This is a genomic window from Enterobacter sp. UPMP701 (assembly GCF_053709515.1).
In genome coordinates, this window is record NZ_JBSKJN010000010.1 from 105,608 (window position 1) to 127,981 (window position 22,374).

General features: G+C 58.7%; 22 protein-coding genes and 1 pseudogene. 18 read left to right on the forward strand and 5 right to left on the reverse strand.

Features of this window, described 5'->3' with window-relative positions:
• Nucleotides 1-9: 9 nt before the first annotated feature.
• The 3 genes from glgX to asd all read right to left on the reverse strand — a co-directional run bounded on the left by glgX (nucleotide 10) and on the right by asd (nucleotide 5,510).
• Complete coding sequence (gene glgX / locus ACWKXT_RS19030) at nucleotides 10-1,983, reverse strand: glycogen debranching protein GlgX (RefSeq protein WP_454533118.1); 1,974 nt, start codon at nucleotides 1,981-1,983, stop codon at nucleotides 10-12.
• The gene (gene glgB / locus ACWKXT_RS19035) at nucleotides 1,980-4,166 is read right to left on the reverse strand and encodes a 1,4-alpha-glucan branching enzyme (RefSeq protein WP_454533119.1); all 2,187 of its coding nucleotides are present in this window, start codon (nucleotides 4,164-4,166) and stop codon (nucleotides 1,980-1,982) included. The genes glgX and glgB overlap by 4 nt, the downstream gene beginning before the upstream one ends.
• A gap of 240 nt (nucleotides 4,167-4,406) precedes the next feature.
• Nucleotides 4,407-5,510 carry an aspartate-semialdehyde dehydrogenase gene (gene asd / locus ACWKXT_RS19040; RefSeq protein WP_454529550.1) on the reverse strand — a complete coding sequence of 368 codons (1,104 nt, stop codon included), beginning with the start codon at nucleotides 5,508-5,510 and terminating at the stop codon, nucleotides 4,407-4,409.
• 178 nt (nucleotides 5,511-5,688) lie between these two features.
• Between asd and yhgN the strand changes: the two genes are divergently transcribed.
• A complete protein-coding gene (gene yhgN / locus ACWKXT_RS19045; protein ID WP_003861574.1) occupies nucleotides 5,689-6,282 on the forward strand; it encodes an NAAT family transporter YhgN in 594 nt (197 codons plus the stop codon).
• A gap of 142 nt (nucleotides 6,283-6,424) precedes the next feature.
• Here yhgN and tusA read toward each other — a convergent pair whose 3' ends face one another.
• Nucleotides 6,425-6,667: a sulfurtransferase TusA gene (gene tusA / locus ACWKXT_RS19050; RefSeq protein WP_008503071.1), complete on the reverse strand. Its 243-nt coding sequence runs from the start codon at nucleotides 6,665-6,667 to the stop codon at nucleotides 6,425-6,427.
• A 167-nt stretch (nucleotides 6,668-6,834) separates the two neighbouring features.
• Between tusA and ACWKXT_RS19055 the strand changes: the two genes are divergently transcribed.
• Nucleotides 6,835-7,500 carry a 7-cyano-7-deazaguanine/7-aminomethyl-7-deazaguanine transporter gene (locus ACWKXT_RS19055; RefSeq protein ID WP_028014693.1) on the forward strand — a complete coding sequence of 222 codons (666 nt, stop codon included), beginning with the start codon at nucleotides 6,835-6,837 and terminating at the stop codon, nucleotides 7,498-7,500.
• A gap of 72 nt (nucleotides 7,501-7,572) precedes the next feature.
• The gene (locus ACWKXT_RS19060) at nucleotides 7,573-8,130 is read left to right on the forward strand and encodes a DcrB family lipoprotein (RefSeq protein ID WP_454529551.1); all 558 of its coding nucleotides are present in this window, start codon (nucleotides 7,573-7,575) and stop codon (nucleotides 8,128-8,130) included.
• A 4-nt stretch (nucleotides 8,131-8,134) separates the two neighbouring features.
• Here the strand turns inward: ACWKXT_RS19060 and ACWKXT_RS19065 are convergent.
• A pseudogene (locus tag ACWKXT_RS19065) lies at nucleotides 8,135-9,396 on the reverse strand (MFS transporter).
• A gap of 100 nt (nucleotides 9,397-9,496) precedes the next feature.
• Between ACWKXT_RS19065 and ACWKXT_RS19070 the strand changes: the two are divergent.
• The 15 genes from ACWKXT_RS19070 to ACWKXT_RS19140 all read left to right on the forward strand — a co-directional run bounded on the left by ACWKXT_RS19070 (nucleotide 9,497) and on the right by ACWKXT_RS19140 (nucleotide 22,373).
• Complete coding sequence (locus ACWKXT_RS19070) at nucleotides 9,497-10,546, forward strand: AI-2E family transporter (protein WP_041911893.1); 1,050 nt, start codon at nucleotides 9,497-9,499, stop codon at nucleotides 10,544-10,546.
• Between the two features lie 336 nt (nucleotides 10,547-10,882).
• The gene (locus ACWKXT_RS19075; RefSeq protein WP_080329064.1) at nucleotides 10,883-11,272 is read left to right on the forward strand and encodes a lipoprotein; all 390 of its coding nucleotides are present in this window, start codon (nucleotides 10,883-10,885) and stop codon (nucleotides 11,270-11,272) included.
• A 69-nt stretch (nucleotides 11,273-11,341) separates the two neighbouring features.
• Nucleotides 11,342-12,406 (forward strand): methyltransferase, encoded by a 1,065-nt coding sequence (locus ACWKXT_RS19080; RefSeq protein WP_454529552.1) that lies wholly within the window; start codon nucleotides 11,342-11,344, stop codon nucleotides 12,404-12,406.
• Between the two features lie 66 nt (nucleotides 12,407-12,472).
• Nucleotides 12,473-13,195, forward strand: a complete 723-nt coding sequence (locus ACWKXT_RS19085; RefSeq protein ID WP_454533120.1) for a beta-ketoacyl synthase chain length factor — start codon at nucleotides 12,473-12,475, stop codon at nucleotides 13,193-13,195.
• Nucleotides 13,192-14,007 carry a lysophospholipid acyltransferase family protein gene (locus ACWKXT_RS19090; RefSeq protein WP_454533121.1) on the forward strand — a complete coding sequence of 272 codons (816 nt, stop codon included), beginning with the start codon at nucleotides 13,192-13,194 and terminating at the stop codon, nucleotides 14,005-14,007. The genes ACWKXT_RS19085 and ACWKXT_RS19090 overlap by 4 nt, the downstream gene beginning before the upstream one ends.
• Complete coding sequence (locus ACWKXT_RS19095) at nucleotides 13,988-14,245, forward strand: phosphopantetheine-binding protein (protein ID WP_028014701.1); 258 nt, start codon at nucleotides 13,988-13,990, stop codon at nucleotides 14,243-14,245. The genes ACWKXT_RS19090 and ACWKXT_RS19095 overlap by 20 nt, the downstream gene beginning before the upstream one ends.
• Nucleotides 14,246-14,255: 10 nt before the next feature.
• Nucleotides 14,256-14,507 carry an acyl carrier protein gene (locus tag ACWKXT_RS19100; protein ID WP_454529555.1) on the forward strand — a complete coding sequence of 84 codons (252 nt, stop codon included), beginning with the start codon at nucleotides 14,256-14,258 and terminating at the stop codon, nucleotides 14,505-14,507.
• Nucleotides 14,508-14,561: 54 nt separating this feature from the next.
• Entirely contained in the window at nucleotides 14,562-15,101 is a 540-nt protein-coding gene (locus ACWKXT_RS19105; RefSeq protein ID WP_454533134.1) for a hypothetical protein, read from the forward strand.
• Complete coding sequence (locus ACWKXT_RS19110) at nucleotides 15,094-16,455, forward strand: AMP-dependent synthetase (RefSeq protein ID WP_454533122.1); 1,362 nt, start codon at nucleotides 15,094-15,096, stop codon at nucleotides 16,453-16,455. Before ACWKXT_RS19105 ends, ACWKXT_RS19110 begins: the two co-directional genes overlap by 8 nt.
• The gene (locus ACWKXT_RS19115; protein ID WP_454533123.1) at nucleotides 16,442-16,795 is read left to right on the forward strand and encodes an ApeI family dehydratase; all 354 of its coding nucleotides are present in this window, start codon (nucleotides 16,442-16,444) and stop codon (nucleotides 16,793-16,795) included. Before ACWKXT_RS19110 ends, ACWKXT_RS19115 begins: the two co-directional genes overlap by 14 nt.
• The gene (locus ACWKXT_RS19120; protein ID WP_454533124.1) at nucleotides 16,786-18,477 is read left to right on the forward strand and encodes a glycosyltransferase family 2 protein; all 1,692 of its coding nucleotides are present in this window, start codon (nucleotides 16,786-16,788) and stop codon (nucleotides 18,475-18,477) included. Before ACWKXT_RS19115 ends, ACWKXT_RS19120 begins: the two co-directional genes overlap by 10 nt.
• 3 nt (nucleotides 18,478-18,480) lie before the next feature.
• Entirely contained in the window at nucleotides 18,481-18,903 is a 423-nt protein-coding gene (locus ACWKXT_RS19125) for an acyl-CoA thioesterase (protein WP_008503087.1), read from the forward strand.
• Nucleotides 18,900-19,505 carry a LolA family protein gene (locus tag ACWKXT_RS19130; protein WP_454529560.1) on the forward strand — a complete coding sequence of 202 codons (606 nt, stop codon included), beginning with the start codon at nucleotides 18,900-18,902 and terminating at the stop codon, nucleotides 19,503-19,505. The genes ACWKXT_RS19125 and ACWKXT_RS19130 overlap by 4 nt, the downstream gene beginning before the upstream one ends.
• Nucleotides 19,474-21,798, forward strand: a complete 2,325-nt coding sequence (locus tag ACWKXT_RS19135) for an MMPL family transporter (RefSeq protein ID WP_454529561.1) — start codon at nucleotides 19,474-19,476, stop codon at nucleotides 21,796-21,798. The genes ACWKXT_RS19130 and ACWKXT_RS19135 overlap by 32 nt, the downstream gene beginning before the upstream one ends.
• Nucleotides 21,795-22,373, forward strand: coding sequence for a DUF3261 domain-containing protein (locus ACWKXT_RS19140; RefSeq protein WP_454529562.1), 579 nt, complete (start codon nucleotides 21,795-21,797; stop codon nucleotides 22,371-22,373). The genes ACWKXT_RS19135 and ACWKXT_RS19140 overlap by 4 nt, the downstream gene beginning before the upstream one ends.
• Nucleotide 22,374: the final 1 nt, after the last annotated feature.

Consider the following 22,374-nt stretch of genomic DNA (forward strand, 5'->3'; position numbering starts at 1 on the left):
CCTTTTTTATCATCTTTGGAATACGCACACTCCGTGCGCAGGCCCGTGCCAGACAGCCATAACAACCGGATTATCCGCTCCGGCAAAGGGAGGAATGGCTCGCCACTCCCCGTCAGGTAAAACAATCTCTGCGACGTCATCCGTCGCGTTCAGCGTCACCAGCCACGCATCCGAAAGCAGGATTTGCAGACAGGGTATGCCGTGTTGCCACTCTTGCGCGCTTAACGGTTGCGCGTCTTTATTCAGCCAGCGAACGTTGCCGTCGCCCTCTTCCCACCAGCGGTCGGCGGTGAGCGCGGGGATGCGCTGGCGAAGATGGATCAGCGCCGCGGTGAAATGGGTCAACCCGCTGTTCGCTTCTCCCCAGTCGAGCCAGGTCAGGGTGTTGTCCTGGCAATAGGCGTTGTTGTTGCCGTGCTGGCTGTGGCCGTGCTCATCGCCCGCCAGCAGCATCGGCGTACCCTGCGACAACAAAAGCGTCGTCAGCAGCGCATGAACGCTGGCGCGTCGCCGCTCGATCACATCCAGACTTCCGCCTAACCCTTCTATACCATGGTTAAAGCTATGGTTATTGTTAGTCCCATCGCGATTCTCTTCGCCGTTTGCCTCATTGTGTTTCTGATTGAAACAAACACAGTCGCGCAGCGTAAAACCGTCGTGCGCCGTCACCAGGTTAACGGTGGCCGACGGGCGTTTGCCGTCGCGCTTAAAGAGATCGCTTGAAGCGGCAAAGCGTCCGGCAAACTCCCCCAGCGACAGATCGCGCGTCAGCCAGAAGCAGCGGATAGCGTCGCGGTAGTGGTCGTTCCACTCGGCAAACAGCGGCGGGAAGTTCCCCACCTGATAACCGCCCTCGCCGATGTCCCATGGCTCCGCGATGAGCTTCACCCGGGAAAGCACAGGGCAGTTTTTGATTACCTCAAACAGCGGCGCCTGCTGGCTGAACGCCGGGGTACGCCCCATTACGGGCGCCAGATCGAAACGAAAACCGTCCACGTGGAACGTCTCAACCCAGTATTTCAGGCACTCATACGCGTAATGCGTGACCGCCGGATGACTGAGGTTGAGGGTGTTACCGCACCCGGTCCAGTTCTCGTAATCGCCATCGTCCCTGATCCAATAATAGCTACGGTTATCGATTCCGCGCTGTGAGAGCGTCGGGCCATCAAGATCGCTTTCCGCACTGTGGTTCAACACCACATCCAGAATGACCTCAATGCCCGCCGCGTGCAGCGCCTTCACCGCATCGCGAAACTCGTCCCGCGCTTTCTCCGGATGCACCGCATAACGCGGGTCGAGGGCGAACATCGCCAGCGGGTTGTAGCCCCAGTAGTTGCTTAACCCAAGACGCTGTAGACGCGGCTCGCTGGCGAAATGCGCCACGGGCAGCAACTCCAGCGCGGTGATGCCTAAATGCTTCAGGTACGCGACCATCGTCGGATGCCCAAGCGCTTTGTAGGTGCCACGCATCTCTTTAGGGATCGACGGGTGCAGATACGTCAGCCCTTTGACGTGCGCTTCATAGATGACGGTGTTGCCCCACGGCGTGCGCGGCGGGGCATCGCCTTCCCAGTCGTAGAGATCGTGCACCACCACGCTTTTGGGCGCGACGGGCGCGCTGTCGCGGTGGTCAGGTTCGCCGTAGCCAACGTGGAACAACGGGTCATCTTTAAACTCACCGTCCACGCGGTGCGCGCACGGGTCAATCAGCAGCTTCGCCGGGTTAAACCAGTGCCCCTGAGAGGGCTCCCAGGGGCCGTGTACGCGAAAACCGTAGTGCATCCCTGGCCGTCCTCCGGCCAGGTAACCATGCCAGGTATCCCCCGTGCGCGCCGGTAAATCGTAACGGTGCTCGTTACCTTCCCCGTCAAAGACACAGAGTTCCACCCGCTCCGCGTGAGCGGAAAAGAGCGTGAAGTTCACCCCCTTTCCGTCAAAGCGCGCCCCGAGCGGTTCGGGTTTACCTGCCGTGAGCTGCGTCATTCTCCCTCCCGCACCAGCCAGATTGTGCTCAGCGGCGGCAGAGTCAGGCTCAGGGAGTTCGGACGGCCGTGGCTTTCAATGGCATCGCTCTGCACCAGCCCGCCGTTACCGGCGTTGCTGCCGTGGTAGTGCATGGAATCGGTATTGAGAATTTCGCGCCATTTGCCCGGCTGGTTAATGCCGAAGCGGTAGTGTTCGCGCGGCACCGGCGTGAAGTTGCTGGCGACGATGATCTCGTTACCCGCCTTGTCGCGGCGCACAAAGACAAACACCGAGCGCTCGTGGTCGTCCACCACCAGCCACTCAAAGCCGTATGGATCGAAGTCCAGCTCGTGCAGCGCTTTATGGTGGCGATAGGTCAGGTTCAGGTCGCGGACCAGACGCTGTACGCCATGGTGCCAGTTGTCCGCACCTTCCAGCAGATGCCAGTCAAGGCTGGTATCGTGGTTCCATTCGCGCCCCTGGGCAAATTCGTTACCCATAAACAGCAGCTTTTTGCCCGGGAAGGCGAACATCCAGCCGTAGTAGGCGCGCAGGTTGGCAAACTTCTGCCACGCGTCCCCCGGCATGCGGTCGAGAATGGATTTTTTGCCGTGCACCACTTCATCGTGCGACAGCGGCAGCATGAAGTTTTCGGTGTAGTTGTAGAGCAGCCCGAAGGTGAGCTTATCGTGGTGATACTGACGATAAACCGGGTCGAGCTTCATGTAGTCGAGCGTGTCGTGCATCCAGCCGAGGTTCCACTTGTACCAGAAGCCCAGGCCGCCCATTGACGGTGGACGGGAAACGCCCGGGAAGTCGGTGGACTCTTCCGCCATGGTCACGGCGCCTTCCACCTGCTCGCCGATAATGCGGTTGGTGTTGCGCAGAAACTCAATCGCTTCGAGGTTTTCACGCCCGCCATACTCGTTCGGGATCCACTCCCCCTCTTTTCGGCTGTAGTCGCGGTAAATCATCGACGCCACCGCATCGACGCGCAGGGCATCAATGCCAAAACGCTCGATCCAGTACAGCGCGTTCCCGACCAGGTAGTTCGACACCTCACGGCGACCGTAATTGTAAATCAGCGTGTTCCAGTCCTGGTGATAGCCTTCGCGCGGGTCGCTGTGCTCGTACAGCTTCGTGCCGTCGAACTCTGCCAGCGCAAAATCATCCGACGGGAAATGGCCCGGCACCCAGTCGAGGATCACATTCAGCCCGGCGGCGTGCGCGGCATCGATGAAATAGCGGAAGTCATCGCGGGTGCCGAAGCGACGCGTGGGCGCATACAGCCCGGTAGGCTGATAGCCCCAGCTGCCGTCGAACGGGTGTTCGTTGATCGGCAGCAGCTCCAGATGGGTAAAGCCCATCCATTTGGCGTACGGCACCAGCTGGTCCGCCAGCTCGCGATAGCTCAGCCAGAAGTTGTTATCGGTGTGACGACGCCACGAGCCGAGATGCACCTCATAAACGGAGATTGGCGCATCGAAGCGGTTGGCCTGCTTACGCTCTTCCGTCTGGACAACCTTTTCCGGCAGCCCGCAAATCAGCGAGGCGGTATTCGGGCGCAGTTCGGCCTCAAAAGCGTACGGGTCAGATTTAATACGCAGCTTGCCGTTGGCATCGATCATCTCGAATTTGTAAAGCTGACCGTTGTGCGCACCGGGGATAAACAGTTCCCAGATGCCGGTTTCCCGGCGCAGGCGCATGGGGTGACGACGACCGTCCCAGTAGTTGAACTGCCCGACGACGGAGACGCGCTGGGCGTTTGGCGCCCATACGGCAAAACGCGTGCCGGTGATACCGTCCATGGTATCCGCATGGGCACCCAGCGTTTCGTAAGGGCGTAAATGGGTCCCTTCGGACAGCAGCCAGGCGTCCATCTCTTTTAAGAGCGGGCCAAAGCTATAGGGATCGTCAATCAGGTTTTGCTGGCCGTGCCAGATGACGGCGAGCTGGTAACGAAAGGGGTTTTTACGGCGGGGCATAACGCCCGAGAAGAAGCCACGCGAGTCGAGGCATTCCAGATTACCCACCTTGCGGCCGGTTTTGGGTTCGATAACCCAGACTTCTGTTGCATCCGGTAACAGCGCCCGGACTTCAAGCCCGGCGTCAGTACGGTGCATCCCTAGCACAGAAAAGGGGTCGGCAAAATGACCCGCAATAAGCGCATTAATCACGTCTCTCGAAATACGATCGGACATGGTATTCATCCTGTTTTTTTATGTCGCCCTTTTTACGCGCTCCGGGACGACTTTTAATGTGACCTAAACGGTGCAGCTCATCCTCTCTGCTCCGTCCTACCCTCAGGTGAGAAATAAATCTTCCTTAAAGCATAGCCAACGACGTGGTTCCTCCCGATAAAAAATAAGACATCTGCGTTTTACTCCATGTAGTACGCACAAAAAGGGGGGCGAAAATCACCCCCCGTGTTTAACAAATTATTACGCCAGCTGGCGCAGCATGCGGCGCAGCGGCTCTGCGGCACCCCACAGCAGCTGGTCGCCGACGGTGAACGCGGAGAGATACTCCGGCCCCATGTTCAGCTTGCGCAGGCGGCCAACCGGAGTGGTCAGCGTGCCGGTCACGGCTGCCGGGGTCAGTTCACGCATGGTGATATCGCGATCGTTTGGCACCACTTTCGCCCACGGGTTGTGTGCAGCCAGCAGCTCTTCCACGGTCGGAATAGACACATCTTTTTTCAGTTTAAGGGTGAAGGCCTGGCTGTGGCAGCGCAGCGCGCCGATACGTACGCACAGACCGTCAACCGGAATGGTGTTCGCGGTGCCGAGGATTTTATTGGTCTCCGCCTGGCCCTTCCACTCTTCGCGGGTCTGGCCGTTATCCAGCTGTTTGTCGATCCACGGAATCAGACCACCGGCCAGCGGTACGCCAAAGTTATCCACCGGCAGCTCGCCGCTACGGGTGAGCTGAGTGACTTTACGCTCGATGTCGAGGATCGCGGACGCCGGGTTTGCCAGCTCGGTCGCGACGCTTTGGTGCAGCTGGCCCATCTGGGTCAGCAGCTCGCGCATATGACGCGCACCGCCGCCGGAGGCCGCCTGGTAGGTCGCCACGGAGACCCACTCCACCAGATCCTCCGCGAACAGGCCGCCGAGGGACATCAGCATCAGGCTGACGGTGCAGTTACCGCCGACGAAGGTTTTTACGCCGTTGTTCAGGCCGTCGGTGATAACGCCCTGGTTAACCGGGTCGAGAATAATGATCGCATCGTCTTTCATGCGCAGTGAAGACGCCGCGTCAATCCAGTAGCCCTGCCAGCCGCTTTCACGCAGCTTCGGATAGATTTCGTTGGTATAATCGCCGCCCTGGCAGGTCACAATAATATCGAGTGCCTTCAGCGCTTCCAGATCGTAAGCATCCTGCAACGTGCCTGTGGTACCACCAAAGGACGGTGCAGCCTGGCCGAGCTGGGAAGTAGAGAAGAAGACCGGGCGGATGGCGTCAAAATCGCGCTCTTCAACCATGCGTTGCATGAGTACAGAGCCGACCATACCGCGCCAGCCGATAAAACCAACGTTTTTCATAGCATTTTTTCCTGCAAGGGGTGTGTGCTGATTGTGCAAGCCAGTATCGAACTGGGATATGCTTCACATTACAAAATGCTGCCAAAGTCGCAAGCGAAATTAATCGATGATTGCCCGGCTATCAGAAAAAGTGCTAATCATCGGAATAACACTACTAAGTATCAGGGATAATTTAAAGATGAGTGAAATCATTTCCGCCGCGGTTTTATTGATCCTGATTATGGATCCCCTCGGAAATCTGCCGATCTTCATGTCGGTGCTGAAGCACACCGAGCCGAAGCGTCGCCGGGCGATCATGATCCGCGAGTTGCTCATCGCCCTGCTGGTGATGTTTATTTTCCTGTTCGCGGGTGAAAAAATCCTCGCCTTCCTGAATCTGCGCGCTGAAACGGTTTCTATTTCCGGCGGGATTATTCTGTTCCTGATTGCCATAAAAATGATTTTCCCGAGCGCCGAAGGCAGTAGCAGCGGCCTGCCTGCGGGTGAAGAGCCGTTTATCGTGCCGCTGGCGATTCCCCTCGTCGCCGGGCCAACCATTCTGGCCACGCTGATGCTGCTGTCGCATCAGTATCCGAACCAGATGAGCCATCTGGTGATTGCCCTGCTGATTGCCTGGGGCGGGACGTTTATCATCCTGCTACAGTCGTCCCTGTTCCTGCGCCTGCTGGGCGAGAAAGGCGTGAACGCACTGGAGCGCCTGATGGGGCTGATTCTGGTGATGATGGCAACGCAGATGTTCCTGGACGGGATCAGGGCGTGGATGAAAGGCTAGGTAAACGCAAAACGGCAATCAAAGATTGCCGTTTTTAGTGTTTGCTCCCTCTCCCCGTGGGAGAGGGTCGGGGTGAGGGCATCAGGCCGCAGAGGACGTATTTTTGCCGGGTGGCGGCTTTGCCTTACCCGGCCTACAAAACTTAACCCTTACGAATCAAATACCGATACGGCAGCGCCTCGGTCTGCTGCGCCACCAGCTCATGCTCCATAAAGGTACAAAATCCGGGAATATCGCGGGTGGTGGCCGGATCGTCGGCAATAATCAGCAGCGTTTCACCGGTCTGCATGTTACGCACGGTTTTACGTACCATCATTACCGGCTCCGGGCAGCGAAGGCCCTGGGCATCAAGGGTGTGGTCTGGGCTGGAAAACAGGTCGGTCATGGTCTTCTCGGTCTGGTAAAAACGGCTGTAGTTTACGCCCCGCAGCGGTCAATGCAAACCAGGTTAACGATTGCGCAAAAACTAACCATTGCAATGTCCAGCCAAAGCAGTATCATGCTGCGGTTTTTATTGGGTTCCCTCACCCCAACGTATAAAAAGGTCACAATATGACGCAGTTTTCTGAATCACAGCGCGTAAAAGCGTTGTTCTGGCTTTCGCTTTTCCATTTGCTGGTGATCACCTCCAGCAACTATCTGGTGCAGCTCCCTATCTCCATTTTTGGTTTTCATACCACCTGGGGCGCATTCAGTTTTCCGTTTATTTTCCTCGCCACCGATCTGACCGTGCGTATCTTTGGCGCCCCGCTGGCGCGTCGCATTATTTTCGCAGTGATGCTCCCGGCGCTGTTCATCTCGTACGTGATCTCCTCCCTGTTTTACATGGGAAGCTGGCAGGGCTTTGAGGCGCTGACCCACTTCAACCTGTTTGTCGCCCGTATCGCCGCAGCCAGCTTTATGGCCTACGCGCTGGGGCAGATCCTCGATGTGCACGTGTTTAACCGCCTGCGCCAGAATCACCGCTGGTGGATGGCGCCGACCGCGTCCACGCTGTTCGGCAACGTGAGCGATACGCTGGCCTTCTTCTTCATCGCCTTCTGGCGCAGCCCGGATGCCTTCATGGCCGAACACTGGATGGAGATCGCGCTGGTGGACTACTGCTTCAAGGTGCTTATCAGCATTGTTTTCTTCCTGCCGATGTACGGCGTGCTGCTGAATATGCTGCTGAAAAGGCTGGCAGATAAATCTGAAATCACGGCATTGCAGGCTGGTTAAGGGTTCGCTTTATCAGTTGTGATAAGATGGGTGAATGAGCCGCTATGGCCGTTTATCGAAAGGAAGAAGTCAATGCGCAATCTGGTTAAATATGTCGGGATTGGCCTGCTGGTTGTGGGTCTTGCAGCCTGTGATAACAGCGACACGAAAACGCCTGCTCAGGGCGCATCCGCAGAGAGCAACGCGACCGGTCAGCCGGTGAATCTGATGGATGGCAAACTCAGTTTCTCTCTGCCAGCCGATATGACTGACCAGAGCGGCAAGCTGGGCACCCAGGCGAATAACATGCACGTTTATTCCGACGCAACCGGCCAGAAAGCGGTCATTGTGATTGTGGGCGACGACACCAGCGAAGACCTGGCCGTCCTGTCCAAACGTCTGGAAGATCAGCAGCGCGGCCGCGATCCGCAGCTGCAGGTGGTGACGAATAAATCCATCGAGCTGAAAGGCCATAAGCTGCAACAGCTGGACAGCATCATCTCCGCAAAAGGCCAGACCGCTTACTCTTCTGTAGTGCTGGGCAAGGTGGATAACAAACTGCTGACCCTGCAGATCACCCTGCCAGCGGAAGACCAGCAGAAAGCGCAGACTGCTGCGGAAAACATCATTAACACCATCGTGATCGAGTAATCCTTCACGACGATGACGTGGCCGCCGGTGCCTGCACCGGAGGCCATTTTTTTAGCCGCCACGTCAGCAGCAGGGCAATTATCACCAGACCCGCCGCGGCAAGATAGATCACCGGTACCCCTGCCCAGGCCATCACCAGCCCCGCCAGCGGCCCGGTAATGCCTAAAGACATATCCATAAATACCGTGTAGGTCGCCAGCGCCGCCCCCTGATTTTGCTGCGGCACGGCTTTAACCGCCACCACGCCCAGCGCCGGGAAGACCAGTGAAAACCCTGCCCCCGCGAGGAATACGCCAATTTTCGCCATCCAGGGCACCATCGCGATGCCGGTCAACAGCAGCCCGACAATCTCTATCGCAAAGCAGATCATTGCCACGTTCAGCCCGCCGAGACGGTTGATGCCGTTCGGGAAAAGCAGGCGCGCGCCCACAAACGCTCCGCTAAAGAGGGTCAACGCAAAGGCTGCGCCGTCCCAGCCTTTGGCGTCATAGAACAGGGTAATGAAGGTCGCTATCACCCCGAAGCCGGTGGTCGCCAGGGCCAGCGCCATGCCGTACGGCCAGACGCGCCCCAGCACGGCCCGAAACGGCAGCGGTTTGCCCTTGCTGGCTTTGACTTTCGGTCGCGGCAGCGCAAACAGAATCGCCGCAAGCGCGACCACCATAATAGTGATGGCCAGGCCATACAGTCCGCCAAACGCATAGCAGGCCACGCCGAGTGGTGCGCCGAGCGCCATCGCCCCGTAGGTGACGATCCCGTTCCACGAGATCACCCGACCAATGTGTGGCGCACCAACAACCCCCACGCCCCACAGCGTCGAGCCGGTTCCTGCCAGGCTTTGCCCAATGCCGAGAATGACGCGGCCCAGGCAAAGCAGCGCCAGGCTGACCAGCGGCCAGTGGCTGGTAGCGGCAGCCAGCAGGTAGCTCAGACCACTGAGGAAACAGCCGCACAATCCCACTACCACGATGCTTTTGGGACCGAACAGGTCGGCATAGCGCCCGGCGTGCGGGCGGCTAAGGAGCGTGGCGAAATACTGCAGGCTGATGACCAGCCCCGCCCAGAACGCGCTAAACCCCATCACGTCATGGACGTAGCCCGGCAGAACCGCCAGCGGCAGGCCGATCGTTAAATAGCTGGCAAAGTTGAAGATAACAACGGAAACAATGCGCAGATTGAGGCGCAATCCACTCAGCGCCGGTTCGGCGGCAGGCTCGGGCATCGGGTTCTACCTGAATTTTTGCAACAGTGTTTCACTATTACCACGACGCAATAAGAAAATCAGCCCCGACTTTCAGATTATCGGTGCCAGACGAAGCGGCCCCCAGGCACTACACTTATCGGGTCATCTTATTAAGGAACGCGCATGTTAGCTCCCCAGCCCGATAAAGCAGGACTCCATATCTTATTAAAACTCGCCTGTCTGGTAGTTATCCTTGCGGGTATCCACGCTGCCGCTGACATCATCGTCCAGCTTCTGCTGGCGCTCTTTTTTGCCATTGTCCTCAATCCGCTGGTGACCTGGTTTTTACGTCGCGGGGTGAGCCGCCCGGTGGCCATCACTATCGTGGTGATTGTGATGCTGATTGGCCTGACGGCGCTCTTCGGCGTACTGGCGGCATCGCTGAGCGAATTCTCCACCATGTTGCCGCAGTACAATAAAGAGCTGACGCGTAAGATCGTCGCGCTGCAGGAGATGATGCCCTTTCTTAACCTGCATATCTCCCCCGAGCGGATGCTGCGCAGGATGGATTCCGAGAAGGTCATGACATACGCGACCACGCTGATGACCGGTCTTTCCGGCGCGATGGCCAGCATACTGCTGCTGGTCATGACGGTGGTGTTTATGCTGTTCGAAGTCCGCCACGTCCCCTATAAGCTGCGCTTTGCGCTGAACAATCCACAAATTCACATTGCCGGTTTACACCGGGCACTGAAGGGCGTCTCCAAATATCTGGCGCTGAAAACGCTGCTCAGCGTATGGACCGGGATTATTGTCTGGCTGGGGCTGATGCTGATGGACGTCCAGTTCGCGCTGATGTGGGGCGTACTGGCGTTTCTGCTGAACTACGTGCCGAATATTGGCGCGGTGCTTTCCGCCGTGCCGCCGATGATTCAGGCGTTTCTGTTTAACGGTTTCTACGAATGTATGCTGGTCGGCGCGCTGTTCCTCGTCGTGCATATGGTGCTGGGTAATATTCTTGAACCGCGCATGATGGGACACCGGCTCGGCATGTCGACGCTGGTGGTGTTTTTATCCTTACTGATTTGGGGATGGCTGCTGGGCCCGGTCGGCATGCTGCTGTCGGTCCCGCTGACCAGCGTATGTAAAATCTGGATGGAAACCACCAAAGGGGGCAGCAAGCTGGCGATCCTGCTTGGGCCGGGGCGGCCAAAAAGCCGGTTGCCGGGATAGCAAACCTACCAGTATCGGTAGGTTTAAAGCGTCAATAATACGCCGTACATTACCGCGATTATCACCCATCGCGGTATTTTTATTTGCGTTAAGGTATATTAATTCTGCTTTTATTTGTTCCGCACGTATTTCTACGAAACGCAATGACTGCTCTAACGCAAATTAAAAAAAAACCGAAATGCGCTATTTTTCCGTGATATTATATCCCGCCTTCGCGTCAACGTAATGCAAACATTAATATTGATTAAAAATACACCCAGCGCAAACAACGAACTGGATGCATATTATTTGTAAAAACCACTAACTTTAATTGTTATTATTGATATGGAGTTGTTGATGAAAAAGATCGTTAAATGGTGTGCAGCAGCAGTATTCGTTGGCGCACTGGCAGGCTGTGCACGTACCGCCCCAATCGCTCAGGTTCACTCCACCGTCAGTGCAGGTCATACTGCCGATCAGGTGAAAACGGCGATTTTGAAAGCTGGCCAGAAGCGTGACTGGATCATGACGGAAGCGGGTCCGGGCGTTATTAAGGGGCGTTTGCAGGCACGCGATCACTCCGTCCAGGTGCGTATTCCGTACTCAGCAACAAGCTATTCAATTAATTACGAAAGCAGCCTGAACCTGAAAGCGGCAGACGGTAAAATTCACAAAAATTATAACCGCTGGGTGAATAACCTCGACCACGATATTCAGCTGAACCTCTCTGCGGGCGCCGCGCTGTAATATTTTTCTAAAGTCGGGCCAGACAGGGCCCGATAACCTCTATTTCTTGCCCTGAAAGGTTACGCAACAATGTACGAAAAGGACACGCTCAGCGCACTGGATGCCATTACCGAAGCGCAACGCATCGCTTTTGCTCCGATGTTATTTCAGACCGCGCTTTGTCTGCGTAACTCAGGCGTTCTCGCCTGGCTCGATAAACAGGGTAAAGCGGGTGCCAGTCTTGAAGAAATAACCGAAAACAGCACGCTCGGCAACTATGGCGTCAGCGTATTGCTGGATATGGGATTAAGCGGTCGAATCGTTACCCAACAGAATGGACGTTATTTTCTGGCGAAAGTGGGCCATTTTTTACTGCACGACGAAATGACCCGCGTAAATATGGATTTCACTCAGGACGTTTGTTATCAGGGATTATTTCACCTGGCGGATGCCCTGCAGGAAGAAAAGCCGGCCGGATTAGCGGTGTTTGGCAACTGGCCAACCATCTACCCGGCATTATCCCAATTACCGGCTCCGGCGAAAGAGAGCTGGTTCGCCTTCGATCACTACTATTCTGACGCCGCGTTTGACGCTGCGTTGCCATATATATTCGCAAGCTCGCCGACAAAATTGTACGATGTAGGCGGAAATACGGGTAAATGGGCGTTACGCTGCTGCCGCTATGACGACAACGTTGCCGTGACGATCCTCGACCTGCCTCAGCAGGTAGCGCTGGCGCAGGAAAACATCGCAAAAGCAGGTTTTTCTCATCGTATTGGATTCCATGCTGTCGATATGCTTAGCCCTGCGACATTGCCGGGTGATGCCGACGTCTGGTGGATGAGCCAGTTCCTGGACTGTTTCTCTCCGGATCAGATTGTCGCGATGCTGACGCGCGTCGCAGAGGCCATGAAGCCTGGCGCACGGCTGTGCATTATGGAGCTTTTCTGGGATGCCCAGAAGTTTGAAGCGGCCTCTTTCAGCCTGAATGCCACCTCGCTCTACTTCACCTGTATGGCGAATGGTAATAGCCGGTTTTACAGCGTAGAGAAGTTTTATCACTACCTGGAGAGGGCGGGTTTCAGCGTAGAACAGCGGCTGGATAACCTTGGGGTAGGTCATACCCTGTTGATTTGCAACAAACGTGAACAATAGAGCAGCTTAGCTGCCCGGGTGGCTCAGCCTGCCCTTTGAATACGGTTTTTCCGCGGACGCGCGTAGATGAAATTTTCACTGAACATTATTGACTGGCAGGCAAGAGCGCCAGGACTAAGCGATGCCGCAGAGTGGCAGGCGTGGTCACGCCTGCAGGCGACGATAGACCCATCAGCGCCGCTACCACGGCTGACCGCATTACCGATGATGACCGCGCGTCGCCTCAATTCAGGCAGTAAGCTGGCGGTGGATATTGGTCTTGCCATGCTGCAAAGCCACGCCATTGACGCCGTCGTCTATTCCAGCCGCCACGGCGAGCTGGAGCGCAACTACCGTATTCTGCATGCGCTGGCGACCGGGCAGTCCGTTTCGCCTACCGACTTCGCCATGTCCGTGCACAATTCCGCGGTGGGCAATCTCACGATTACCGCTCGCCAGCCTGTTGTCTCGTCATCCATTTCTGCCGGGCTGGACACCTTCCAGCAGGCCTTATGTGAAGTACTGAGCCTGCTGCATGCGGGCTATTCCCGCGTCTTGCTGGTGGACTTTGACGGCGCGCTGCCGGAATTTTACCACCCGGCATTACCGCCGCAGATGCCCACCTGGCCGTACGCGCTGGCGCTGGTGATTGAAGCTGGCAGCGATTTGCAGTGCGAAACCCGCAGCGACAGCACGGGTGAAGAACCTGCCCTGCCGCAAAGCCTGATGTTCCTGCAACGCTATCTTAGCGAGGAACATCAGTTTGTAGTGCCGGGCGAACGTTTGCTGTGGCAATGGACGCGCGAATGAACCGCCTGGCCGCCCGTATCAACTGGCTATGGCGTCTGGCGATGACCGGCTTCTGCTTCGCGCTGTTTGGCACAGGCGGGCTGCTGCTGTCGCTGGTCTGGTTCAACCTGCTGCTGATTGCCCAGCGCGATCGCGCCAAACGCCGTCGTCTGGCACGCCGCAGCATTGCGGCCAGCTTCCGCTTCTTCTTAACCGTTGCCCGCGGCACCGGGGTGCTGGACTATCGCATCCACAATCTTGACGCGCTGCGCGGCGATCGGGGCTGTCTCGTGGTGGCTAACCACCCGACGTTAATTGACTACGTGATTCTGGCGTCGGTGATGCCAGAAACCGACTGTCTGGTGAAAAGCGCCCTGCTGCGCAATCCTTTCGTCAGCGGCGTTATCCGCGCGGCAGACTATCTGATTAACAGCGAAGCCGGGCCCCTGCTCGCCGCCAGCCAGCAGCGTCTGTCTCAGGGCGACACGCTGTTAATCTTCCCGGAAGGGACGCGGACCCGCCCAGGCGAGGCGATGTCCCTCCAGCGCGGCGCGGCAAATATCGCCGTGCGCTGCCACAGCGATCTGCGGATCGTACTCATCCACTGCAGCGAGCACCTGCTGGATAAAAAAAGCCACTGGTATGATGTACCACGCGCAAAACCCGTCTTCACCGTGGATGTCCGCGATCGCGTGAACATCGACGAATTTTACGATGCAAGGCAACAAGAACCGGCACTGGCGGCAAGGCAGTTAAACCGGCACCTGCAGCATCGATTAACATCAGGCCTTCAATCTTTGTCAGGAATTAATGATGCAAGCGCTTTATCTTGAAATTAAGAATCTCATTATCACCACGCTGAATCTGGACGAGCTTACCGCAGAGGATATTGATACCGATGCCGCGCTGTTTGGCGATGGGCTGGGTCTCGACTCTATCGACGCGCTGGAACTGGGTCTGGCGGTGAAAAACCAGTATGGCGTGGTGCTTTCTGCCGAAAGCGAAGAGATGCGCCAGCACTTCTTTTCCGTCGCCACCCTGGCGTCCTTTATCCATGCCCAACGCGCCTGAGGTGTGAACGATGACTAACCAGGAAAACATTTATCAGGAAGTCTGCGGCCTTCTGACCAAACTCTTTGAAATCGACCCGCAGGACATTACGCCCGAAGCCCGTCTTTACGAAGACCTGGAGCTGGACAGCATTGACGCGGTGGACATGATTGTTCACCTGCAGAAGAAGACCGGTAAGAAAATCAAGCCGGAAACCTTCAAATCGGTTCGTACCGTTCAGGATGTGGTAGACGCCGTCGAACAGCTTCTGCGCGAAGAGTAAGACCTCGTGCGTGGTGGACGGACATTCCCGCTCATCCCACTGCTGACGGGGTTGATGCTGCTGGCGTGGCCCTTCCTCATTGGATTTGGGCTGACGCATAACAGCCTGCCGTGGCTGCTGCCCGTGATGGCGCTGCTGTTGCTGCTGCGGCTGCGTCAGGCGCAGCGGAACACCGGCCCGATGCGGTATGTGGTGCAGTGCGTGGCGCTGGCGGGCATTGCGCTCTGCGCGGCAAGCTACCTGCTGAAAACCCACCAGTGGCTGCTGTTCTACCCTGTGGTCGTTAATCTTGTGATGCTGGCCGTGTTCGGCGGTTCGCTGTGGACAGCGATGCCGCTGGTTGAACGCCTGGCGCGCCTGCGTGAGCCGAATTTGCCCCCGGAGGGCGTGCGCTATACCCGCAGGGTGACCCTCGTCTGGTGCGGCTTTTTCATCGGCAACGGGGCGATGGCGCTGTTTACCGTCCTGCACGGCGACATGCATCTGTGGACGCTGTGGAACGGTATGGTGGCTTACATCCTGATGGGGACGCTGATGGCGACAGAGTGGCTGGTGCGCCAGCGGGTGATAAAAAAAGAGATGCACAATGAATAACCCCCTTCCGCTGGGCCAGTGGTTAAACGCGCCGCGCCCTGACGACACGCCCGTTGCCTGGCTTGACGACCGTACCTGGACGCTGGGCCAGCTGCGCCACGATGTGACCTTACTGGTCGACACCCTGCGTCAGCAGGAGGGCGAGCGCTGGGCGCTGTGCTTTGAAAACAGCTACCTGTTTATTGTTGCGCTGCTGGCCTCGCTGCATGCCGGTAAAACCCCGGTTATTCCCGGCCATAGCCGCGTTTCGCTGCTTGAAGAGCAGCAATCGCTGTTTAGCGGCGTCCTGAGCGATCGCACTCTCGATATCCATGGGAAGCTGATGGTGGTGCCCTCCCGCCACCAGACGATCGGCCACTGGGAGCCCCTGCCCGAGATTGACGAAAACCGCTTCGTAGAGCTGTTCACCTCCGGCTCTACGGGGACGCCGCGCCGGGTGATTAAACACATCGTCAGTCTGGATCGCGAAGCCCGCCTGCTGGCTGACCGTTTCGGCGAGCGTCTGGCTGGCTGTAGCGTTGTGGCCTCCGTCGTCCCGCAACATCTCTATGGCCTCACCTTCCGCATCGTCTTGCCGATGGCGATGGGCCTGCCGCTGCATGCCGCGATGCTCTACTACGCAGAGCAGCTGGCCGCCCTTCCTCATGACAGGCATTACCTGTTCATCAGCAGCCCGGCGTTCCTGAAGCGCCTCGATACCGAGCTGGCCGCGCCGCCCGTCAGGATGCTGATTTCAGCAGGCGGAATGCTGCCCTGGTGTGACGTCTCCACCACCGCAGGCTGGCTTAACATCTGGCCGGACGAAATTTATGGCAGCACCGAAACCGGGATCCTCGCCTGGCGACATCGCCTGGAAGATAACCTGCCGTGGCTGCCCTTCCCCGGCGTCAAATTCCATCAGGAAGATGAAGCCTGTCGCGTCACGTCGCCGCTGATCCATGAGGCTGAAGGCCTCCAGCTGGACGATATCCTGCACTTCGACAGCGAGGGGCTGTTCAGCATCGCCGGGCGTCGCGGGCGGGTGGTCAAAATTGAAGAAAAGCGCATCTCGCTTAATGAGATCGAGCGTCGCCTGCTGGAGCTCGACGGCGTTTGCGAAGCGGCTGCACTCCCGGTTACGCGCGGAGGCCGCCAGGGGATTGGCGCACTGCTGGTTCTGGACGAAGCGGTTCGTCAGCGCGGGTATATGCAGGATAAAAAAGCGCAGGAGTTCGCCTGGCGTCGCGCCCTGCTGCCGTGGCTTGAGCCGGTCGCCGTTCCGCGCTACTGGCGCATTGTCGATGAAATGCCGGTAAACAGTATGAACAAGCGTGTCTATGCGCAGTTAGAGGAGTTATTTCATGAAAATTCATGAAATTGAGCGCCATCAGGCACAGCCGGAGAAGCTGGAGATCGTGTTGCATCTCGACGCCTCTCTGTTCTGGTTTCAGGGCCATTTTGCCATACAACCGCTGCTGCCCGGCGTTGCGCAGCTTGACTGGGTGATGCACTACGCCACGACGTTACTGGCACCGGGCTATCGCTTTCACAGCATTCAAAACGTGAAGTTCCAGGCCCCACTGCTGCCGGAAGCCACGGTGACGCTGGTGCTTGAGTGGCATGCCGAACGCAAAATGCTGACCTTCAGCTACCTGCGTCATGACGGGGCTGAACGCCATACCGCCAGCAGCGGGAAAATTCGTCTATGTCAGTAACCTTCCGTCCCTGCGTGCTGATCCCGTGCTACAACCACGGCGCCATGATTGCCAGCGTGCTGTCGCGTCTCGCACCGTTCGGCCTGCCGTGCCTGGTGGTGGACGACGGCAGCGAAGCGATCACCCGTCTGGAGCTTGAGCGCCTCGCAGCGGAGCAGCCGCAGATGACGCTGGTCCGTCTGGCGCAAAACGCCGGGAAAGGTGCCGCAGTCATCAGGGGGCTGGAGGAGTGCGCGCGTGCGGGCTATACCCACGCCGTGCAGGTGGACGCGGACGGCCAGCACGCCATCGAAGACATCCCCAAACTGCTGGCGCTGGCGGAGCGCCACCCGGACGCGCTGATTTCCGGCCAGCCCATTTACGATGACTCCATTCCACGCTCGCGGCTCTACGGGCGCTGGGTCACCCACGTCTGGGTGTGGATTGAGACCTTATCCCTGCAGCTTAAAGACAGCATGTGTGGCTTTCGGGTCTACCCGGTCTCGCCCACGCTGCGGCTCGCTGCGCGTGAAACGCTCGGTAAACGGATGGACTTTGACACCGAAGTGATGGTCCGTCTTTACTGGCAGGGCAACACCAGCGTCTTTCTGCCCACCCGCGTCACCTATCCGCAGGACGGGTTGTCCCACTTCGACGCGTTAAAAGATAACGTGCGGATCTCCCTGATGCATACCCGCCTGTTCTTCGGCATGCTGCCCCGCATTCCCGGCCTGCTCTTTCGTCGACGCCGCCAGCACTGGGCGCAGCAGGACGAGGTTAAAGGCCTCTGGGGCATGCGGCTGATGCTGCGCGTCTGGCAGCTGCTGGGGCGGCGGGCGTTTACCGTGCTGCTGTGGCCGGTGATCGGCGTCTACTGGCTTATCGCGCGTCCGGCGCGGCAGGCTTCTCGGCAGTGGATTTCGCGGGTGAAGCAGGTTCTGACTCAGCGAAACATGCCCGTTCCAGCTCGTTTCAACAGCTTTTTCCATTTCATGCGCTTTGGCAACGCGATGCTGGATAAAGTCGCCAGCTGGCGCGGCGAGCTGAAGTTCGAGCGCGACGTGGTCTTTGCCCCCGGCGCGAGCGAAACGCTTAATATCGCGGCGCAGCAGGGCAAGCTGCTGCTGGCCTCGCACCTTGGCGACGTAGAAGCCTGCCGGGCGCTGGCCCAGCTGGACGGCAGCAAGACCATCAACGCCCTGGTCTTCAGCGAGAACGCCCAGCGCTTTAAGCAAATCATGAGCGAAATGGCGCCCCAGGCGGGCGTGAATCTGATGTCAGTCACCGACATCGGCCCGGACACCGCGATTGCCATCAAAGAGAAGCTTGAGCGCGGAGAATGGGTCGCGATCGTGGGCGACCGCATCGCGGTCAATCCGCAGCGTGGCGGCGAGTGGCGGGTGATCTGGAGCCCGTTCATGGGCCAGCCTGCGCCGTTCCCCCAGGGGCCGTTTATCCTGGCCTCCATCCTGCGCTGCCCGGTGGTGCTGATTTTTGCCCTGCGCCAGCAGGGGAAGCTCACCCTGCACTGCGAACCGTTTGCCGACCCGCTGCGCCTGCCGCGCGGTGAACGCCAGCAGGCGCTGCAGGATACCGTCGATCGCTACGCGCAGCGGCTGGAGCATTACGCCCTCATGTCGCCGCTCGACTGGTTTAATTTTTTCGATTTCTGGCATCTGCCAGAGTCCAGAGAGAAGGAGTAAAGGGTGCTGACCGATCCCCGCTTTACGACTGAAGTTGAGATCACCGTGCCGTTCCACGACGTCGATATGATGGGCGTGGTCTGGCACGGCAACTATTTCCGCTACTTTGAGATCGCCCGTGAGGCGCTGCTTAATCAGTTTGACTATGGCTATCGCCAGATGAAGGCCTCCGGCTACGTCTGGCCCGTCGTCGATACACGGGTGAAATACCGCGATGCGGTGACCTTTGAGCAGCGTATTCGCGTCCGCGCGCACATTGAAGAGTATGAAAACCGCCTGCGCATTGCCTATCAGATTTTCGATGCGCAGACCGGCAAACGCACCACCACCGGTTACACCATCCAGGTGGCGGTAGAAGAAGCCACCCGCGAAATGTGCTTTGTCAGCCCGGCAATACTGTTTGAACGAATGGGAGTCACGCCATGAAATGGTTGCCTTTGCTGGCGCTGATCGTCAGCCCACTGGTCAGCGCCGTGACGCTGGATGAACTGCAGCAGCGCTTTACCGGGCAGCCCGTGGTGCGCGCGCACTTCGAGCAGGTCCGCACGATAAAAGATATGCCACAGCCGCTGCATTCGCAGGGCGAGATGCTGATCGCCCGCGACAGCGGCCTGCTGTGGGATCAAAAAGCGCCGTTCCCCATGACGCTGCTGCTGGACGACAAGCGGATGGTTCAGGCGATCAACGGCCAGCCGCCGCAGACCATCACTGCCGACAATAATCCGCAGATGTTCCAGTTCAACCATCTTCTGCGGGCCCTGTTCCAGGCCGACCGCAAGGTGCTGGAAGAGAACTTCCGCATCGATTTTAAAGACCTGGGCGCGGGCCGCTGGTCGCTGGTGCTTACGCCAAAAACGACGCCGCTGGACAAGATTTTCGCCACCCTCGATCTGGGCGGCGCGACCTATCTGGAGACGATTCGCCTGAATGACAAGCAGGGCGACCGTACCGATATCGCCCTTTCAAACCACCAACTGACGCCCGCCAGCCTGACCGATGACGAACGCCAACGCTTTGCCGCACCGTAAATCCCTGCGCCCGGCGCTGCTGTGGGCTACGGTATGCCTGATAATGCTGGGCGTGCTGCTGTCGCTGCTGCCCGGCGCGCGGCTGAACAGCAGCGTGCTGGCCATGCTGCCAAAGCAGACGCTGGGGGCGATCCCGCCAGCGCTCAACGACGGGTTTATGCAGCGCCTCGACCGCCAGCTTGTCTGGCTGGTGAGCCCCGGCAAAGAGCCGGATCCGCGCGTGGCGCAGCAATGGCTTGAACTACTGCACAGCAGCGACGCGCTCCGCGAGGTCAAAGGCCCGATGGACGCCGCCGGGCAAAAGGCCTGGGGAGAGTTCTTCTGGCAGCATCGCAACGGGCTGATTGACCCGGCCACCCGCGCCCGTCTGCAAAACGGCGGAGAAGCACAGGCGCAGTGGATTTTATCCCAGCTCTACTCCGCCTTCTCCGGCGTCAGCGGCAAAGAGCTGCAAAACGATCCCCTGATGCTGATGCGCGGCTCGCAGCTCGCCCTGGCGCAAAACGGCCAGAAGCTGCGGCTGATGGACGGCTGGCTGGTCACGCAAGATGAGGCGGGAAACTACTGGTATCTGCTGCACGGCGAACTGGCGGGCTCATCATTTGATATGCAGCAGACCCACCGGCTCGTGACGACGCTTAACGCGCTGCAACAGACGCTGAAAGCCCGTTACCCGCAGGCACAGCTGCTTTCGCGCGGGACGGTGTTCTACAGCGATTACGCCAGCCAGCAGGCGAAACGCGACGTCTCAACGCTGGGCATCGCCACCCTGCTTGGGGTGTTCCTGCTCATCGTGGCGGTGTTCCGCTCTCTGCGCCCGCTGCTGCTGAGCGTGCTCTCGATTGCCATCGGCGCGCTGGCAGGCACGGTGGTAACGCTGCTGCTCTTTGGCGAACTGCACCTGATGACGCTGGTGATGAGCATGAGCATCATCGGTATTTCAGCCGACTATACGCTCTACTACCTGACCGAACGGATGGTCCACGGCGCGGAATACTCCCCCTGGCAAAGCCTGGCCAAAGTACGCAATGCGCTGCTGCTGGCGCTGCTGACGACCGTCGCCGCCTACCTGATTATGATGCTGGCCCCCTTCCCCGGGATCCGCCAGATGGCGGTGTTCGCCGCCGTGGGGCTGAGCGCCTCCTGCCTGACGGTGATTTTCTGGCATCCGTGGCTGTGCCGGGGTTTACCGGTGCGCCCGGTTCCTTTTATGGCCCTGATGCTGCGCTGGCTGGCCGCCTGGCGACGCAATAAAAAACTGTCCGTTGGTCTGCCCGTCGCGCTGGCGCTGCTCTCCGCCGTGGGAATGAGCACCCTGAGGGTGGACGACGACATCGCCCAGTTGCAGGCCCTGCCGAAGGATATTCTGGCGCAGGAGAAATCTATTACCGCCCTGACCGGACAGAGCGTCGATCAGAAATGGTTTGTGGTGCATGGCGCCTCGCCTCAGCAGACGCTGGAGCGGCTGGAAGCCTTTACCCCGGCGCTGGCCGGGGCGCAAAAAGCGGGAGAGATTGCCCGCTGGCGTACCCTGCCGCTGAACTCGCTGGCCCGCCAGAAAAGCGATCTTACGCTGCTGCAGAACGCCGCGCCTGCGGTGTTGAACGTGCTGAAAAGCGCCGGGCTCAACGCCGTATCCCCGAATCTCGACGCCATGCCGGTCAGCGTGGACGCGTGGCTTAACAGTCCGGCCAGCGAAGGCTGGCGTCTGCTCTGGCTGACCCTGCCCAACGGGGAAAGCGGCGTGCTGGTGCCGGTGGACGGCGCGAAAAACAGCGCGCACCTCAGTGAACTGGCCGCTCGCCATGACGGCGTCGTCTGGGTCGATCGCAAAGCCAGCTTTGACAGCCTGTTTGCCCTCTATCGCACGCTGCTGACGGGGCTACTGTTTGCGGCGCTGGCAGTGATTGCCTGCGGGGCGATGCTGCGCCTCGGCTGGCGCAAAGGGCTAATAAGCCTGGTGCCGTCCGTGCTGTCGCTGACCTGCGGGCTGGCGGTGCTGGGCGCAACGGGTCACCCGGTGAACCTGTTCTCACTGCTGGCGCTGGTACTGGTGCTCGGCATTGGCATTAACTACACGCTGTTTTTCAGCAACCCGCGCGGTACGCCGCTGACCTCGATGCTGGCAATTACGCTTGCGATGATGACCACCCTGCTGACGCTGGGCATGCTCGTCTTCAGCGCCACCCAGGCCATCAGCAGCTTTGGTATTGTGCTGGTGAGCGGGATTTTCACCGCCTTCCTGCTGGCTCCGCTGGCGATGCCGGATAAGAAAGAGAGAAAACGTAAATGAACGCTGTTTATCGCGCCATCGCGCTGGCCGCGGCACTGCTGCTGGCAGGCTGCAGCCATTCGACCGATACCAAAGAGACGCGCCCTCAGGCCTGGCTCCAGCCGGGCACCAAAGTCACTCTGCCGCCACCCGGCATCAGCCCGGCGGTAAGCTCCCAGCAGCTGCTGACCGGCAGCTTTAACGGACAAACGCAGTCCCTGCTGGTGATGCTCAACGCGGATGCGCATAAGGTGACGCTGGCCGGCCTCTCTTCCGTGGGGATCCGTCTGTTCCTGGCGACGTATGACGAGAACGGTATACATACCGAGCAGTCGATCGTCGTGCCGCAGCTGCCGCCAGCCAGCCAGGTGCTGGCCGACGTGATGCTCAGCCACTGGCCGATTAGCGCCTGGCAGCCGCAGTTGCCGAAGGGCTGGACGTTAACGGACAATGGCGATCGACGCGAGCTGCGCAACGCCAGCGGCAAGCTGGTGACGGAGATTGTTTACCTCCAGCGTAAAGGCAAGCGCGAGCCGATCAGCATCGAGCAACACGTATTCAAATACCACATCACCATTCAATATCTGGGTGACTGAG